Here is a 16,313-nt window from a genome sequence, read left to right as displayed (position 1 = left end):
GACTTCTTCATCTGCAGAACTCCCTCTTAACGAGAAAATTCTACTTCTCCCAGCGCCGGTTTGCGGGGGGCATTACCAGGCGAGCAGCGGCGTCATCAACCTAACGGTGTCCACGTGTCCTGAGTTACAGGGGCAACTCCAGACATTGCCAATCACGAATTTAAGAGGGACGTAGAACATGAAGATCAACGCTATCGACACCCACACGGGACTCCATTCCACCCAGGACACCGACACACTCGCGGCCCGCGTACGCCGTACGGCAATCGCTGGCGCCGCTGCTGTTGCCCTGACGGGCGGCGGCATGGTGAGCGCCAACGCCGCTACGGAAATGGTGGTCGAATCGAGTGCCGCGGAGGAGAACTGGAAGCGAATGGGTCGGACGGCGGCCAAACAGTCGGGGCTGTCGATGGACCGTGCGGCTCAGGTGATCGCCGACGCGGCGGACAAGAAGGCCGAGTTGGTCATGGCCCTCACGGTTGAACGCAAGCAGACGAAAGCGCTCATGGATGCCAGCGATGCCGTACTCAAGGCCGAAGGCAATTTCTTTCAGCGTGGACTTGATCAAGCCGAAACGCGCCTCGACAAGGCGCGCGCCAACCTGAGCAAGGCAACGCAGATGCGTGAAGCGACCCAGGCACGTCACGAGTCCCTGGCGCAAGAGAAGGCCAATGCGACACTGACGCTGTGGCAAACCGCGGCTGCGCAGTTGACGGCCGCTGCCTCGAACCAGGAGCCGACCGAGTCGCTGACAGTCAAACACGAGCGCACGTTCACCGATGCGTCGGGCCTTTCGACGGACGACTTCTTCAAGCGCATTGACGACGCCATCGCCCGCGGCAAGGAAAACAACGCGAAAATGGCCGCGGAACTCGACAAGCCGGCGTTCCTGAAGCAGAAAGACCACGAAATTGCGAAAGCCAAGCGCGCCCTCGAACTCCTGAAGTCCGAGCAGAAGGCCAAGCTGCTGGTGGCTAAGGCCCCGCTGGTCGAAACCGCCTCCGCACTCGGCGTGCCCGCACCGGCACCTGCGATCGCCGAGATCAGCGAAGTGGCCGCCGCCGCGACCGAGTCGGCAGCGACGACAACGCCCGCCGTCGTGATGGCGGATGCCTCGGATGTCGACTGGCGCAAGTGGATGGACGACAAGACCCGCGAGATCAAGGAAGGCGCCGAGACGACGGCTCGCATCGTCGAGACGAGCGAGCATGCCACCGACGAGGAAAAGGTGACGACGCGTCAAGTGCTGACCGAAGTCATTGACACGCTGGAACAGGAACTTGGCGAGTCAACCGGCGACGATGGCAAGGAAACCAACCCCGATGACGTCACCCGCGCGGGTATTGATTCGACGGACACCGACGTGGGTGACGATTCGACGGATACCGTTGTGGGTGTCGACGAATCCATCGCCACCGAGTCGCCTGCGGAGCCCACCGAATCGGAAGCTTTGGTGCAACCCGTCAACCCGGCCATCCAGGCCATGGCCGCCGGTGTCGTGCTGACGCAGATGGCCAACGCGGCGCAGCAGAACGCCGATCTGTTCCGCAAGGGCATGCAAGACCGCGTGTCGGGCGACGACGCGTTCATGCAGCCCACCGACATCGCCTCGGCGACGAGCGGAATCTCCACTTGGGCGCAAGCGATGGGCGGTCAGACGACCGGCCAGGCGCGCGGCGATGTTGCTGGCTTTTCGATGCGCGGCGCCGGGATGGTCGCGGGGATCGATGCCAAGAAGAACAACACACGTGTCGGCGTGGCCGTCGGCTACGGCGATGCCAGCGTCGACGCCAACGGCGCGAACAGCCAGAATGCCTCGTCGAAGGTCAGCACGTACAGTGTCGGTCTGTATGGCGCCCATGAAGTCGACGGCTGGTTCGCGAACGGCGGCGTGTCGTATAGCGCACACAGCATCAAGAGCCAGCGCACGGCCAAGCTCGGTGGCGAGGTCTACGGCCTCTCCGGCAAGACGAGCGCGACGACCATCGGTGGCTTTGCGCAGTTCGGCAAGCATATCGTCACCCGCGCCGTGAACATCGATCCGAGCGTCACGCTCAAGGTGTCGAACACGTCGGTCAAGGGGTTCACGGAAAACGGCGAGGCCGGCCTCAAGGTCGACGGTAGCCAGTTCAACTCGGCACGCGTGGGCATCGGTGCCCGCCTGTGGAAGGAATTCGGCGACGCGTCGCACAGCATCACGCCGTCGCTGCGCATTGCCTACGAGCGTGAGCTGGCGCATGCGGCACCGTCGATGGACGTTGCCCTCGCCAACGCGGCGAAGGCCGGCACGATGACCGTCACGGGTCACAAGCTCGGCCGCGATATCGTGAGCGCGGAAGCCGGTGTCGACGTAAAGTTCGGCAAGAAGCTCTCGCTGCGCGGTGGCGTGAACGGCAGCCTGCGTCAGGGTCAAACGCAAGCCGGCGTGGCCGGCTCGCTCAAGTACGTCTGGTAATCCAGAGGTGAACGGGTGCCGGCACGTTCGGCGCCCACTTCGCGAGGTAGTCGCAGTAGCAGAAGCAGTAGCAGCAGTCCGTGAAGTAACGGCAGCAATCGCAGAAGTAACGGCAGTAGTAAGCGCAGTAAAGTTTGTCCATGCAGTCAAAGAAAAGCCGTCCGGCAATGCGCCGGACGGCTTTTTTTCGTCTTGCGTTCGTACGCTGCGTTCGCGCTTTCCGTTCGCACGACCCGATCAGAACGAGTGCGACACCCCGATATAGGCACCGGTCTGGCTCTTCCCGGCGGGCGGATTGTCGAGCGAGTCGCTCGGAATGGCCGCGACCGAGAAGTTTTGGTTCGAGCTGTTCTTCACGAAGGCGAGGGTGCCATACAGGAACGTGCGCTTCGAGAGGCTGTATGTCGTGCCCACTTCGAACATCGTGGCGTTGCCGAAGCCCCCCGGCACGTTGACGTGATAGATCGCGGCATTGGCTGCCCAGACCTGCGTGGCTTGATACCTGACGCCGGCCCAGTAATGGTCGGCGCGTGTGGCGAAGTCGGGCGACGGCGCGTCCGGGGCGGACATATGCGTGTAGCCCAGCGAAATCGTGAAGCGGTTGAGGAACACGTTCGCGCCGGCGAAGTACTCGCGCGAGGTGGCGAAGACGTCGGTAAAGCGTCCCGTGCTATCGCGAATTTCGTCATATAACGCGCGCAACTGGAACCGGTCATGTGTATAGGTCAACTGGGCCCCCATGCCGCGCCCGTTGTTGAACTGCCCGGCGATGTTGGAGAACGCGTATTGGCCCGCCACGTCGAAGCCGTACCAGTTCGGGCTCTGGTAGTTGACGGTGTTGCTTGCCTGCGGCCAGTTACGCCCGCGCACGAGCGACGCCGAGGAGAAGGCTTGCTGCTGGAATGGATCGAAGTCCCAGACCCCGTTGCTGATGAACAGATTTCGCCCGATCGTCAGTTGCCCCCACGAGCGGGAGTTGAAGCCGACCAGCGCGCGCCGGTCGAAGATCGAACCCGCGCCATTGTTGTTGAAGCCGTTCATCAACTGGAAGCCGCCTTCCAGGTTGAATACCGCATGCAATCCTTGCCCGAGATCCTCATAGCCGCGCAGGCCGAACAGGCTCGTGCCGTAGTCGCCGCCTTGCGCGCTCCAGCGCGAGACGGTACCGCCGTTGCCGTCCTGAAGGTGGTTCATGAACTGAAAGCCGCCATCGACGCGGCCATAAAGTTGCACGCTCGACTGCGCGTGCGCAAACGTGCCGATGCTGCAAAGCAGGCTCGCTGCGATGAGCTTCTTTTTCATGGTCTGCTCCCCAGTTGCGTTTTGCCCCGCACCTTCTTGCGCGGTTATGACCGTCGTCGTCGCACAGCGTCCAAGCGAAGACAACACGAGATGTCGTCGAAAAAGCTTGAAAAGCCTGAAAATTCGTTACGAGTGACAAAGCATCGGGAAGCGGGCACGCCTGGGCAACGGGCGCCGCATGGGGGCATGCGGGCGGTTGCGAGTGATGCCGTCACGCTCTGGTTGTCAGAGTTCATCGTCATGGCAGTCCACTGGCGTAGCGTCGTCGACGGGGCGGCGCCAATACAGGCGCACACGCGGCTATACGACCGGATTCGGCTGGCGAAGCGGCAGGCGATGCTTCGCATGTCATGGACTGCGACGCAACGAGCCGTTATCGCCCGGATGGCTTCATTTATAGACGAATTCCCCCGCGCGCAACATCGGGGAAAGGCTTAATACGACGATTGTTGCGTGCCAGCAACCGAAGCCGGGCAACGCGGCGACCCGGTCCATGCCAGTCGACGTTGGCCGTTCACGTCAGTCCGGGGCGCCAAACGCTTCCATCTTGCTCGCCAAATGGGTCAGCAAGCGGTTGGCCGCGCCGGACAGCCGCCGGCCGGTGCGCGTGACGAGATGGGCTTCGGCCTGATTGAGAATCGGGTGATCGATCGGCAGCGCGCGCAGCTCGCCGGCCTCGATCTCCTGCGACACGGCAAACGCGGGCAGGAATGTGGCGCCCAGTCCGGCGCGCACGAAATGCTTGAGCACGGAAATCGAGTTGGTCGTGACCGCGGGCGTCAGCCGATACTTTTCCGACTGCTCGGCCAGCGCCATCAACTGGCGGGTGCCATACGCCCCATGCATAAGGGCGAGCGGCACGTCGTAGAGCGCGTCGAGCTTGAGTCCCCCGGCCGCGCGACACCGCTCGACGAGCGGCGAGTCGGGCGCGACGATCGCGTGCACCGGTTGGCGCATCTGCGCGCGCGACACGATCTTGGGTTCGATCGGGGGGTTATAGACCAGCCCGATGTCCGCATCGTCTTCCGCGACCAGCCGCATGACTTCGTTGGTTCCCGCCAGATCGAGCGTGAGCGTGATGTCCGGATAGCGCTTGCAGAAGTACTGCAGCGGCGCGCCCATCAGATCGCTGACGAACCCCTCGCCGACCGCCAGCCGGATATGCCCGCGCCGCAACCCCCGCACCTCCTGCAGCTTGGCAAGCAAGTCCTCCTGGTGTGCGCGCTGTTCCCGGTAATACTCCATGAGCAACCGGCCGGCCTGCGTCAGGTGGACGCCGCGTTTGTGACGTTCGATCAACGGCAGCGCCATTTCGGCCTCCAGCAGGGCGATCTGACGGCTGACGGCCGAAGGGGCAATGTCCAGTCTGTCCGCCGCGGCGCGCACGGTGCCGCACTGGACAGCTTCAAACAGATACAGCAGTCGGTTTTCGTTGATGGCAGGTGTCATACCCTAAAGACTAATTTTTAGAACAAAAATCTTCAAGCGTTGTCATTGAGCGTCGTTTTTTTTCATCCCACACTGCCAATCAATGTCCAAGCGTTGGCCGGCGCGTTCGGCTGACGAAGCAACGCGATGTCGCCCAAGGGGGGGACGTCATCCTCGCAGTCAATCTGGAGTCAACATGAAAATCATCGGAGTGGTCGGACTGGGCAACATGGGACGCGGCATGGCGCTGTCGTTGCAGCGCGGCGGTTTCACGGTGCTCGGCTTCGATCCGTCGCCGGCCGCCGGTCGCGCCTTGGCCGACGCGGGCGTCGGACTGCGGGCGTCGGTTGCCGAACTGGCCCGCGAAGCCGACGCCCTCGTGCTGTCGCTGCCGACCTCGCAGGTCGTCGAGGCCGTGGTGAATGGCGCCGATGGGATTGCCGCGAACGGTCGCGAAGGCCTGATCGTCATTGACACCTCGACGGCCGATCCGGAAAGCACGCGTGGACTGGCTGCCACGCTGCGCGAGAAGGGGATCGCGCTCGTCGACGCACCGGTCTCCGGCGGCCCGAAGGGCGCCCTGAACGGCGCGCTCACGATGGTGCTGGGCGGTTCGGTGGAGGACATCGCGCGGATCGAACCGGTGCTCGCCGCCATGTCCGCCAAGCGCGTGCATATCGGCGACGTGGGCGCCGGTCACGTGACCAAGCTGATCAACAACCTGATGTGCGCGGCGCATCTGGTCGTGGCGGGCGAAGCGATGCGTCTGGCCGAAGCCGCCGGCGTAGCGCCGGCGCAAGTGCTGGAGGGGCTGAATGCCGGCTCGGGCCGCAGCGGCGTGACACAGACCAACTACCCGACGTGGATCCTCAACAACGCGTTCGACTCCGGTTTCACGATGAAGCTCATGCGCAAGGACGTGCGTCTGGCGATGGCACTCGCCGAGCAGACGGGCACGCTCGCCACGGGACCGCTCTCGGCCGAAGTCGGTCGTCTGTGGGCCGCAAGCGCGGCAACGGTAGGCGATGACGAGGACTTCAATCGCATCGTGCAGTTCATCGAGCCAGGCCGGGCGTGATTGCGCGTCAGCCCGCTCCGGCATTACGCCGGGTCGTTTGATTTTTCATTGTTGTTTGACGAAACGATGCGCCCGATGCGGCGCGTCGCACGGAGTGTTCTCATGGCAGACCCACAAGCCGCCGCCTTGCTCGGCGCATTTGCAAAGTTCTTCCCCAAGGCCACCACCCTCGGCTCGTTCGTGAATGGCGAACTGCTCGAAGGCACGGGTGACGCGAACATCGAGATCGTGAACCCGGCCACCGGCCAGACGGTGTTGTCGTATCGCGACGCCGGTGCCGCCGTCGTGGCCCAGGCGGCCCACGCCGCGCAAGCCGCGCAGAAAACCTGGTGGGCGCTGACCCATGCGGCGCGCGGTCGTGTGATGCAGGCCGTCGGCAGCAAGATCCGCGAAAACGCCGAAGCGCTCGCGCAACTCGAATCGATTGGCGCGGGCAAGCCGATTCGCGACTGCCGCGGTGAAGTCGCCAAGGTCGCCGAGATGTTCGAGTACTACGCGGGCTGGACCGACAAGTTCTATGGTGATGTCATCCCCGTACCGAGCACGCACCTGAACTACACGCGTCGCGAAGCGATGGGCGTGGTGTTGCAGATCACGCCGTGGAACGCCCCGGTCTTTACGTGCGGCTGGCAACTCGCCCCGGCGATCGCCATGGGCAACGGCGTGCTGCTCAAGCCGTCGGAACTGACCCCGGCCAGCTCACTGGTGGTGGCCGAACTGGCCGAGCAGGCGGGCGTGCCGCGCGGTCTCATCAACGTGCTCGCCGGTTTCGGTCACACCACCGGTCAGGCGGCGATCTCGCATCCGGTCGTCAAAAAAGTGGTGTTCGTCGGCTCGCCCGCCACGGGCAGCAAGATCGCCGCGGCCGCCGCGCAGCGCCTGCTGCCGAGCGTGCTGGAACTGGGTGGCAAGTCCGCGAATATCGTGTTCAACGATGCCGACCTGAAGCGCGCCTGCCTCGGCGCCCAGGCCGCCATCTTCTCGAGCGCAGGCCAGAGCTGTGTGGCCGGCTCGCGCCTGCTGGTGCAGCGCGGCGTGTACGACGAGATGGTCGACATGCTCGCGCGCGGCGCAGAGAAGATCCGCGTGGGCGAGCCGCTCGACGACGCGACCGAAGTCGGCCCGATCTGCAACCGTACCCAGTACCAACACGTGATGAACATGATCGACGCGGGCGTCGCGGGCGGTGCACGTCTGGTGGCCGGCACGCAGCAGCGCAGCGACGGCGGCTTCTTTGTGCGCCCCACGGTGCTGGCCGACGCGAACAATGCGATGGGCGTGGCGCGTACCGAAATCTTCGGCCCGGTCGTCGTGGCGATTCCCTTCGACACGGAGGAAGAGGCGCTGGCGATCGCCAATGACAGCGAGTTCGGCCTGGCCGGCGCGGTGTGGACGCAGGATGTCGCGCGCGCGCACCGCGTGGCGGCACAGGTCAATGCCGGTACCTTCTGGATCAACGGCTACAAGACGATCAACGTGGCGTCGCCGTTCGGTGGCTACCACCATAGCGGTTACGGTCGCTCCAGCGGCATGGAAGCGCTGTATGAGTACACGCAGACGAAGAGCGTGTGGGTCGAGACCGCGGCGAACCCCGCCACGCCGTTTGGCTACGTCTGATGCTGGTCCGCGGCGAGCGTAGGGCCATCCGGGGGGAAGGGGTGTCGTCATGCGTTCGGTCGTCGGGGGCGTCGCGTCGACGGGGGCGCGCTGGACCGGGGCGACGGTCGTGAGACGCCGCTTGGTACGGAGCCGTTTCAGCCCGTGAGATTCGGGGCCGAAACGGCCATTTTGGCCGCGTATAATGCCGCCCTCGGGTGGTTCGGCGCGGAACGCTGTTGTTGTCACCGAGGTGTGCCAACCTGGCGAGCCGTCAGGCGTCATGGGAAAGTCCGACGGTCTGGGGACCGGACGGATGGCGTGCCGAATTTCCTTAACCACCGAAATGTTCGTACACCTTCCGGGTCACCGGACGGCACCGGACCGGTTCAATAGCAAGTGCAGGGGAGACCCAGATGGCAGTCATGGAAAAAAGCGCGGGCCAACCGCAAGGGGGCGCCTTCAGCGATGGTGTGCGCCTATATATTTGGGCAATCGTGATTCTCGTCATCGCGGAGCTGATCGGGGCGATCAGCATCAATGCGGGGCACGGCAAGATCGTGTTGCTGCCGATGGTCTGGGCGTTGCTGCTCGGCGCGGCGTTGGGTTTGTCGCAAGCGCGTCTGCCGCGTTTTGCGCAGATCAACCTGCCGATGCAACACAAGGCGTCCGCCATTCTGCAACCGGCGCTACTGCTCTTCGTGGCCAAGCTGGGGCTGCTCGTGGGGGGCTCGCTGCCCAAACTCGTGGCCGCCGGTTGGGCGCTCGTGTTCCAGGAGTTTGGCCATTTCGTGGGCACGATCATCCTGGGCTTGCCGGTCGCGCTGATGCTCGGCATCAAGCGCGAGGCCATCGGAGCGACGTTCTCGGTCGGTCGTGAGCCGAGCCTGGCCATCATCGGTGAAAAGTATGGCTTCGATTCGCCGGAAGGCCGTGGCGTGCTGGCCGAGTACCTGACGGGCACGGTGTTCGGCGCAGTGTTCATCTCGCTGTTCGCGGGCTTCATCGCCAGCCTGAATCTGTTCCACCCGCACTCGCTCGCCATGGGCGCCGGCGTGGGCTCGGGTTCGATGATGGCCGCTGCCGCCGGCGCCATCGCCGCGCAGCAAACGCCGGAAGTCGCCAAGGAAGTGGCCACGTTCGCCGCCGCATCGAACCTGATCACGACGACCATCGGCACGTACTTCACGCTGTTCATCTCGCTGCCGCTCGCCGTGTGGGGCTACCGCGTGATGGAGCCGGTGCTAGGCCGCATGAGCCGCCGCGGTCGCGCCAACGCCGAAGCCGCTGCGGTGGCCGATGCTGACGCCGCCAAGGAACTCAAGGAAGCGAGCACGGCGCACACCGTCGAAATGAATTTCGGTGCACGTTTGTTCGCCTGGGTGTTCTCGGGTGCGCTGGCGCTGGTCGGTAACACCATCGCCTTCAAGACGCCGTTCCTCGACGGCGTGCCGGGCATGGTCATCATGATCGGTGCCGTGATCGTGGGCGAGGCGCTGTACTACGTCACGCGCCGCAAGGTGCCCGCCGTGTGCTGGGTGTCGCTCATTGCGATGTTCCTGACGTCGCCGGCTTTCCCGTTCGCGCCGATCGTCGAGCAGTTCACCGGGAAGATCAACTTCCTCTCGTTGGTGACGCCCATGCTGACGTACGCCGGTCTGTCGGTCGCCAAGGATGTGCCGGCGTTCCGTCGTCTGGGCTGGCGCATCGTGGTCGTGTCGTTCCTCGCGAACGCCGGTACGTTCCTCGGTGCTGCGCTCATTGCCGAGTTCTTCCACGTGTAATACGTGCCTGTTGTGCGCGGCGGTGACACGCCGCACGCACGACGCGCAAGCGAATACGCCACGGCATGCCGTGGCGTATTTTTTTGCGCTACCGAGCGAGGGGCTCAGGGTTTCGTGGTTGCCGCGTCGGCTTGCGCGCGCTCGTGATAGTAACGGCGGAAGTAAGCGCGAATCTCCGCGGGCGAGAGCTTGCCGTCACGATTGGCGTCGATCAGCTCGAAATGCCGATCGAGGAACGGCTCGGCGGCTGCCGTTTCGTCGCGGCTCAGATAACCGTCGCCATCCTTGTCCGCCGCCTTGAAATAGCGCTCGAACGTGGCGCGACGCGCCTGCAGCTGGCTGTGCTGATAGGCCGACCATTCATTGCGGTCGATCTTGCCATCGCGATTGGTGTCGATGGCGTCGAACGAGCGTTGCAGGTACAGCCCGAGCGCCGCGTTCTGATCCGACGCGTCGCCGTAGTCCGGGCCCGGTGACGGCGCAGGCATGGGCGCCGAAGGTGTCGTCGGCACGACGCCGTTCATCGGCGCCCGCGTCTGTGCGTGGCCAGGCAGCGCGACGAGCGACAGGGCGGCGGCGCTGGCGCAAAGCGTGACGACGGCGAGTGTGCGGCGCGCCATACGTCGTGTCGCAAGGGTTCGAAGCGTACGTTGATGGGGTGTCTGTTGAGATGTCATGCCGCGCTTCTCCTGATTCGTTGAGCATTGACGGCGGTATCGGCCTCGCGACGCGATGCGCTGACGAGACGGGAGCCGCCCGATGACGGGGAGACCGGTATCAACGGCGACGGCGGTCGTCCGTGATGACGTTACCGATCACGCCGCCGACGACGGCGCCCCCCACGGTCGTGCCCAGGTCGCCGCCGGAGATGAGGGCGCCACCCAGGGCGCCGACGCCGGCGCCAACTGCCGTATTACGCGATTCGCGGGGCGTCATGCCGCCGCAGCCGGCCAGCGTGCCGATCAATGCGGCCCCAGCGAGTACCGGGCCGGCCGAGCGTGACAGACGGGAGAGGTGCGAGATCCATCGTTGTGTAGTTTTCATGACGCATGACTCCTTCAAAGAGGGGGCGTCGGGCCCCGGGCAATCGCAGGCATCGCCTGCCGTTCAATAACAGCGGTCGCTGACGGCGCAGGCTTGATACACGATCCATTTACGGTCGATGCGCAGTCCAATGCGGTATTGCGCGGTATTCGTATTCATGGCGTCCGTCGCCAGCGCTGATTGATTTAGGTTTGACGCAAGTTGCGGTATTTGGGTCGCCCGATCTTGTAAGACTTTGTAAAGCCCTTGGGTCGGGCGTGACGGTCGCGAACCTGTGAGTTCCACAGTGCTTTCTGTGCGATCGGTATATAAAATGCAGTCCGAAATAAATTGTGGACGTTCTGACGATGCGGAGGGCGACACCAGCGACGCTGGCGCACGCACCATCGCTCATGTTCCTGTGCTTGTGCGACGCCGCCGGCGGATGTCGTTGTAAAGCGGAGCTGTCGAAAGCGTGACATCGAAATTGTTCAAATTTGAAATGTCTCGGCCGGCGCTTTAAAAGCCGCCATTCATGCCGGAAGGTGCGGAATGCGCGGAGTATGCGATTACGCGGCGTATTACGCGATGTCTGTCATCGCAAACCGCGCTGAATGCGTTGAAACCATCGGGAAAGTCCGGGGGAGTATTTGCGCTTAGTTTTCGCCGCAAGCTGCGTTTGCGCTGGCATACTGTGCCCGCTGAAGTTCGGTACTGAATTCAGCGATTGTTGAGACAAATCGATTGAGGTGCTCGGCCTATCCGCGCAAGCTTATCCATGCCACAAGTCAAGAAAGAAGACATTCGTCTGGCCATTCTGGAAGCGTCGCATGCCCTGTTTCTCGACAAGGGCTATGTCGAAACGACCATGGTGCAGATCGCAAAGCGTGCCGGCATTTCCCACGCGAACATCTACAGCTACTTCACCGCGAAGTTGCAGGTCTTCTTCTGCGTCTACGAAACCTGGTTCAAGGCGCGCATTACCTTGCTCGAAGCCGAGGTGATGGCGGCGCACGGCGCTCACGCCCGCATGCGTACTCTGCTCGACGGCCTGCTGGTCCAGATGCCGAGACTCGACAACGGCTTTTCGCACAACCTGGTGCAGGCGCTGGCCACCGTCCGCCCGGGCGATCCGTACGACGCATCGCTGCTGCGCTGGTTTCGCGAGCATCTGTCGGGCATGCTGGCGGCAGTCGCACCGAGCCTTGCGCGCGATAGCGTGAGACGTGCGCGTCTGGTGGATATGCTTGTGCTGACGTTCGACGGATGCCTCGTCAACCACCATGTCAATCCGGCGTCCCTGCCGGACGCCGCGATGCTGGAGGAGTACGTCGTCGCATTCCTGCCGGGGGAACCTGCCGAGTCTGACGCCGCTACGTCGGTGGCGCCAGCGGCGCAGGGCGTGCCGGGGGCGGTGATACCGTCCGGCTCCGCGGCGGCGGCCTGAACGGCACGCCGATGCGCTCGCTGCCCTGGACCTCCCTCAATCTCGGACGAAAGCTCAAGTTCCACCAGCTTCAGGTGTTCGATCGCGTGCTCGAGACGGGCTCGCTCGTGCGCGCCGCCAACGAAACCGGTCTCACACAACCGGCCGTGAGCAAGATCGTGCACGAGCTGGAATCGTGTTTCGAAGGACCGCTCTTCGTACGCAGTAATCGCGGCATGCAGCCTACGGAACTGGGCGAACTGCTCGGGCATCGCGTGAAATCGCTGATGGCGGAGCTGCGCTACCTTACGGACGAAGTGAATGCGTTCAGCGCAGGTACCAGTGGACACGTCATCGTCGGTACGCTCATCTCGGCCGCCGCGGATCTTCTCCCGCGCACGATTGCGATGCTCAAGTCGCGGACCCCGGGCGTACTGGTCACAGTGCGTGAAGCGACGACCGCGCAACTCTTCCCCGCGCTGGCCAGCGGCGACCTGGATATTGTCGTGGGCCGTCTGCCCGAGCGGGCATTGCCTGTCGCCAACGCCTTCGCCCTGACGCACGAAGTGCTCTTCAACGAATCGCTCAGCGTGGTCGGTGGGGCGCGTCACTGGCCACAGGGGCCGGCGCGCGTGCCGCTTGCGCAGTTGCGTGAAGGGGCGTGGATTCTGCCGGTGCCGGAATCGCCGTCGCGGCTCGCTGCCGAGCGGCTCTTCCACGATGCGGGGCTGGCGTTGCCCGAGGACGTCGTCGAGTCGCTCTCGGTGCTGACCAACATCGGCTTGATGCTGGAGACCCCGCGAGTGGCGCTGATGCCGCGTGTGGCGGCCACGCCGTTCGTGGAATCGGGATTGCTGCGGGTGCTGGCCGACACCATGCCCGGCAGCTTCGGCGATGTGGGGTATTCGCTGCGTGCCGACAGGCCGCCGAGCCCGGCTTGTGAGCGTTTCGTCGCCTGCCTTCGCGAAGCGTGCGGCCTCAGGCCGTAGCGCCTTCCTGCCGATGTCGCCCAAACGAAGGGCGGCATGCCGGTGCATCGGCGTGCCGCCCTTTGCGATGGGCCGGCGCATGAACCTGCCCACGCGCCCCAACCGTAACGCGAACTGCCGACGCGGCGAATGGCGTGAATGCAATCGCGACACTTGCGAAACCCTGCAGCGAAGCCACCACGGATGCGATGACGATCGTGCGAATGCGGGTCAGAGACGTGCGAGCGACGAGACTAGCCCGGGGTTCTGTTGCACGAGCCGAATGAGGCAGGCGGCCTGGGCATTGGGGCGCGCGCGACCCTGCTCCCAGTTCTCCAGCGTGCGCGGATTCGTACGCAAGTAGTGCGCGAAGACGTTACGCGACATGCCGAGATGCTTGCGCAGGGCGAGCAATTCGTCGGGAAAAACTTCAAGTTTCGGAAGCGGTGTGCGCGGCAGCTCCTTGATATTGAGCGGAAGATCCGCAGGAAGGCCGTTCTTGACGTGCGCCGGTTCGGCAGGCGGTGGCGCACCGGTGTCCTGAGAGAGCAGCCAGCGGAAGGGATTCGAAGGCGTATTGGAGTAAGCCATAGTCCTACCCGGGTGTCGGTGTTAAGTGAAGGGATAAGCACGCTTGCGAAGTCAATCAAGCGGAACCGATTGCACCACAGAGTTCTACTGGGTGCTTTCACAAAACACTCCGGATTTTCGCGTATGACACCCATCGAGGACCAAGCACCCCGCCGAAACGAGGTGCCGTAGAGTGTACGCAAAACGGTGCGGTACGCAGCGTGGCGCGTGCCTCAAACGCCCAGATACGCCTGTAATTCCGGCAACGCGCGACGCAGGCTTGGCGAGTCGCCTTGCCAAGCTACACGGCCTTTGTCGACGATGTAGTGGCGATCGCCGAGTTCGAGCATCGGTGCAAGGTTCTTGTCGATGCACAGGATCGACAGACCGCTGCCTTTGAGTTGCTTCAGGCACTGCCAGATTTCACCCCGAATGAGCGGTGCCAGCCCCTCCGTCGCTTCGTCGAGAATGAGTAATTTCGGATTCGTCATCAGCGCGCGGCCGATCGCGAGCATCTGCTGCTCGCCGCCGGACAGGTTGCTGCCGAGGTTTTTCTCGCGTTCGCGCAGCCGCGGAAACAGGGCGTAGATGCGCTCCAGTGTCCACGGCGAGCGCGCACCATGACGATTGCTGGCGGTGGCCACGAGGTTCTCGCGCACTGTCAGCGTGGGGAAAATCTGGCGTCCCTCCGGCACGAGTCCCATGCCCGCGCGCGCGATACGGTGCGACGGGCTGGCGTGCACCGGCTGTCCGTCGAACACGATTTCGCCACGGGCAGGGCGCATGAGGCCCGTCATCGACTTGACCGTGGTCGACTTGCCCATGCCGTTGCGGCCGAGTAGCGTGACGAACGCCCCCCGCTCGATGTCGAGTTGCATGCCGAACAGCGCCTGACTCGCGCCGTAGTACGACTCGACGCCAGACAAAGACAACAAGGGGCTCATGCGGTCGCTCCCAGCATTTCGTTGCGGGTGTCATCCCCGAGATAGGCTTCGCGCACGCCCGCGTCGTTGCGGATCGTGTCCGCGTTGCCGCAAGCGATGGCGCGCCCGTAGACGAGCACGGTGATGCGGTCGGCCAGCGCGAAGACCGCGTCCATGTCGTGCTCCACCAGCACGATGGCGTAATCGCCCTTGAGATCGGCGAGCAGATGCGTCATCTGTTCGGACTCGGCCTGCGACATGCCGGCCATCGGCTCGTCGAGCAGCAGCAGTTTCGGGCGTCCCGCGAGCGCCATGGCCAGTTCGAGCTGACGATGTTCGCCGTGGGCAAGCGCGCTGGCGGGCACGTGCATGCGCGCGGCCAGTCCGGTGCGCGCCAGGATCTCGCGCGCCGGTTCGACGAGCGCCGCTTCGCGAATGGCTGGCCGCCAGAAGCCGAAGCTATGGCCTTGCATCGCCTGAACGGCCACGAGCACGTTCTCCAGCGCGGTGAATTCGCGAAACACCGACGTGATCTGGTACGAGCGCGCGAGCCCCGAGCGGGCGCGCTGCTCGATTGGCATGGCCGTGATGTCGTGTCCATCGAAATGAATGCTGCCTTCGTCGGCGCGCAGTTCGCCGGCCAGTTGGCCGATGAGCGTGCTCTTGCCGGCGCCGTTCGGGCCGATGATGGCGTGCAGCTCCCCCGGCGCGACATCCAGGCAAAAGTGATCGGTGGCGATCAGCCCGCCGTAGCGTTTGACCAGTTGGTCGACTTGAAGCAGGGTCATGCCTTGCCCTCCACGGTACGGGCGCGCCGGGCGAGCCGCACCTGCAGGTCGCCGAGCAGGCCATACAGGCCGCGTCGCGATACCAGCACCGCCACGACGATGAGCGGCCCGAAGATAATCATCCAGTGCTCCGTCATGCCCTTGAGCCATTCCTCGATCAGCAGCATGGCGGCGCTGCCCAGTACCGGCCCGAAGAACGATCCCAGCCCACCGAGGACGACCATCACGATCAACTCGCCCGACGCCGTCCACGCCATGTAGGCGGGCGAGACGAAATGCGTGAGGTTGGCGTAGAGCATGCCCGCCACGCCGCAGGTCATGGCGCTGATGATGTACGCCACCAGCTTGTAACGCAGTGTCGGATAGCCGAGCGCGCGCATGCGGCGATCGTTCTGGCGCGCGCCGCGAATGACCATGCCGAAGCGCGCATCGACCAGCCGGCGACCGGCCCATACGCACAGGCACAGCACGGCGAACGCCACGTAATACAGCGTGGCGGGGTCGTCGAGCGTCATGCTGCCGAAGCGGCTGCCGGCGGTGACTGGCAGGCCGTCGTCGCCGCCGTATTGCCTCAGGCCGACGGCGAGGAAGTAGAACATCTGAGCGAACGCCAGCGTAATCATGATGAAGGCGATGCCGGTCGTGCGCAGCGAGAGCAAGCCGGTGACGGCGCCGACGACGGCACACAGCAGCAGCGTCGCCCCGAGATGCAGGAAGCCGTTGTCGATGCCGTGATAGCTGAGAATGCCGACGACATACGCGCCCAGCCCGAGATACAGCGCGTGGCCGAAACTCACCATGCCGCCGTAGCCGAGAATCAGATCGAGCGAGACGGCCGCGATGGCGAACACCACAATGCGCCCGAACAAGGTGAGATAGAACGGTTGCTGGGCAAACGTCGCGTAGAGGGGCACCAACGCCAGCACGGCGAGCAACAGCAGCGGCACGGCGGTGCGAAGATTGAGTTTCATT

General features: G+C 64.1%; 14 protein-coding genes. 6 read left to right on the top strand and 8 right to left on the bottom strand.

Annotated features, from left to right (window positions below; all coding sequences use genetic code 11):
• Positions 1–178 precede the first annotated feature (178 nt).
• Positions 179–2,455, top strand: a complete 2,277-nt coding sequence (locus PCE31106_RS07370; RefSeq protein ID WP_150562870.1) for an autotransporter outer membrane beta-barrel domain-containing protein — start codon at positions 179–181, stop codon at positions 2,453–2,455.
• 237 nt (positions 2,456–2,692) lie between these two features.
• On the opposite strand, the gene PCE31106_RS07365 is transcribed toward PCE31106_RS07370, so the two are convergent.
• Together PCE31106_RS07365 and PCE31106_RS07360 are read right to left on the bottom strand one after the other, a co-directional pair.
• Positions 2,693–3,757, bottom strand: coding sequence for a porin (locus PCE31106_RS07365; protein ID WP_150553557.1), 1,065 nt, complete (start codon positions 3,755–3,757; stop codon positions 2,693–2,695).
• Between the two features lie 519 nt (positions 3,758–4,276).
• Positions 4,277–5,206 carry a LysR family transcriptional regulator gene (locus PCE31106_RS07360; RefSeq protein WP_150562869.1) on the bottom strand — a complete coding sequence of 310 codons (930 nt, stop codon included), beginning with the start codon at positions 5,204–5,206 and terminating at the stop codon, positions 4,277–4,279.
• Positions 5,207–5,288: 82 nt separating this feature from the next.
• Here PCE31106_RS07360 and PCE31106_RS07355 point away from each other — a divergent pair, with 82 nt between their 5' ends.
• The 3 genes from PCE31106_RS07355 to PCE31106_RS07345 all read left to right on the top strand — a co-directional run bounded on the left by PCE31106_RS07355 (position 5,289) and on the right by PCE31106_RS07345 (position 9,643).
• Positions 5,289–6,263, top strand: coding sequence for an NAD(P)-dependent oxidoreductase (locus tag PCE31106_RS07355; RefSeq protein WP_302476047.1), 975 nt, complete (start codon positions 5,289–5,291; stop codon positions 6,261–6,263).
• A 102-nt stretch (positions 6,264–6,365) separates the two neighbouring features.
• Positions 6,366–7,880 carry an aldehyde dehydrogenase family protein gene (locus tag PCE31106_RS07350; RefSeq protein WP_150562867.1) on the top strand — a complete coding sequence of 505 codons (1,515 nt, stop codon included), beginning with the start codon at positions 6,366–6,368 and terminating at the stop codon, positions 7,878–7,880.
• Positions 7,881–8,275: 395 nt separating this feature from the next.
• Positions 8,276–9,643, top strand: coding sequence for a DUF3100 domain-containing protein (locus tag PCE31106_RS07345; RefSeq protein ID WP_017234243.1), 1,368 nt, complete (start codon positions 8,276–8,278; stop codon positions 9,641–9,643).
• A gap of 104 nt (positions 9,644–9,747) precedes the next feature.
• On the opposite strand, the gene PCE31106_RS07340 is transcribed toward PCE31106_RS07345, so the two are convergent.
• Entirely contained in the window at positions 9,748–10,320 is a 573-nt protein-coding gene (locus PCE31106_RS07340) for an EF-hand domain-containing protein (protein WP_150562866.1), read from the bottom strand.
• Positions 10,321–10,420: 100 nt separating this feature from the next.
• Positions 10,421–10,687 carry a YMGG-like glycine zipper-containing protein gene (locus tag PCE31106_RS07335; protein ID WP_017234241.1) on the bottom strand — a complete coding sequence of 89 codons (267 nt, stop codon included), beginning with the start codon at positions 10,685–10,687 and terminating at the stop codon, positions 10,421–10,423.
• 757 nt (positions 10,688–11,444) lie between these two features.
• On the opposite strand from PCE31106_RS07335, the gene PCE31106_RS07330 reads away from it, so the two are divergent.
• Both PCE31106_RS07330 and PCE31106_RS07325 read left to right on the top strand, forming a co-directional pair.
• A complete protein-coding gene (locus PCE31106_RS07330) occupies positions 11,445–12,113 on the top strand; it encodes a TetR/AcrR family transcriptional regulator (protein ID WP_150562865.1) in 669 nt (222 codons plus the stop codon).
• 11 nt (positions 12,114–12,124) lie between these two features.
• Entirely contained in the window at positions 12,125–13,081 is a 957-nt protein-coding gene (locus PCE31106_RS07325) for a LysR substrate-binding domain-containing protein (RefSeq protein WP_017234238.1), read from the top strand.
• A gap of 210 nt (positions 13,082–13,291) precedes the next feature.
• Here PCE31106_RS07325 and PCE31106_RS07320 read toward each other — a convergent pair whose 3' ends face one another.
• The 4 genes from PCE31106_RS07320 to PCE31106_RS07305 all read right to left on the bottom strand — a co-directional run bounded on the left by PCE31106_RS07320 (position 13,292) and on the right by PCE31106_RS07305 (position 16,312).
• Positions 13,292–13,651, bottom strand: a complete 360-nt coding sequence (locus PCE31106_RS07320; protein ID WP_017234237.1) for a helix-turn-helix domain-containing protein — start codon at positions 13,649–13,651, stop codon at positions 13,292–13,294.
• Between the two features lie 212 nt (positions 13,652–13,863).
• Positions 13,864–14,574, bottom strand: a complete 711-nt coding sequence (locus PCE31106_RS07315; RefSeq protein ID WP_017234236.1) for an ABC transporter ATP-binding protein — start codon at positions 14,572–14,574, stop codon at positions 13,864–13,866.
• Positions 14,571–15,341, bottom strand: coding sequence for an ABC transporter ATP-binding protein (locus tag PCE31106_RS07310; RefSeq protein ID WP_017234235.1), 771 nt, complete (start codon positions 15,339–15,341; stop codon positions 14,571–14,573). Before PCE31106_RS07310 ends, PCE31106_RS07315 begins: the two co-directional genes overlap by 4 nt.
• A complete protein-coding gene (locus PCE31106_RS07305) occupies positions 15,338–16,312 on the bottom strand; it encodes a branched-chain amino acid ABC transporter permease (protein ID WP_017234234.1) in 975 nt (324 codons plus the stop codon). The genes PCE31106_RS07310 and PCE31106_RS07305 overlap by 4 nt, the downstream gene beginning before the upstream one ends.
• Between the last annotated feature and the right edge of the window lies 1 nt (position 16,313).

The sequence above is a fragment of the Pandoraea cepalis genome, assembly GCF_902459665.1.
Classification (GTDB): Bacteria; Pseudomonadota; Gammaproteobacteria; order Burkholderiales; family Burkholderiaceae; genus Pandoraea; species Pandoraea cepalis.
The sequence above is the reverse complement of the archived record's forward strand: the minus strand, read 5'-3'. Positions and strand labels throughout refer to the sequence as shown.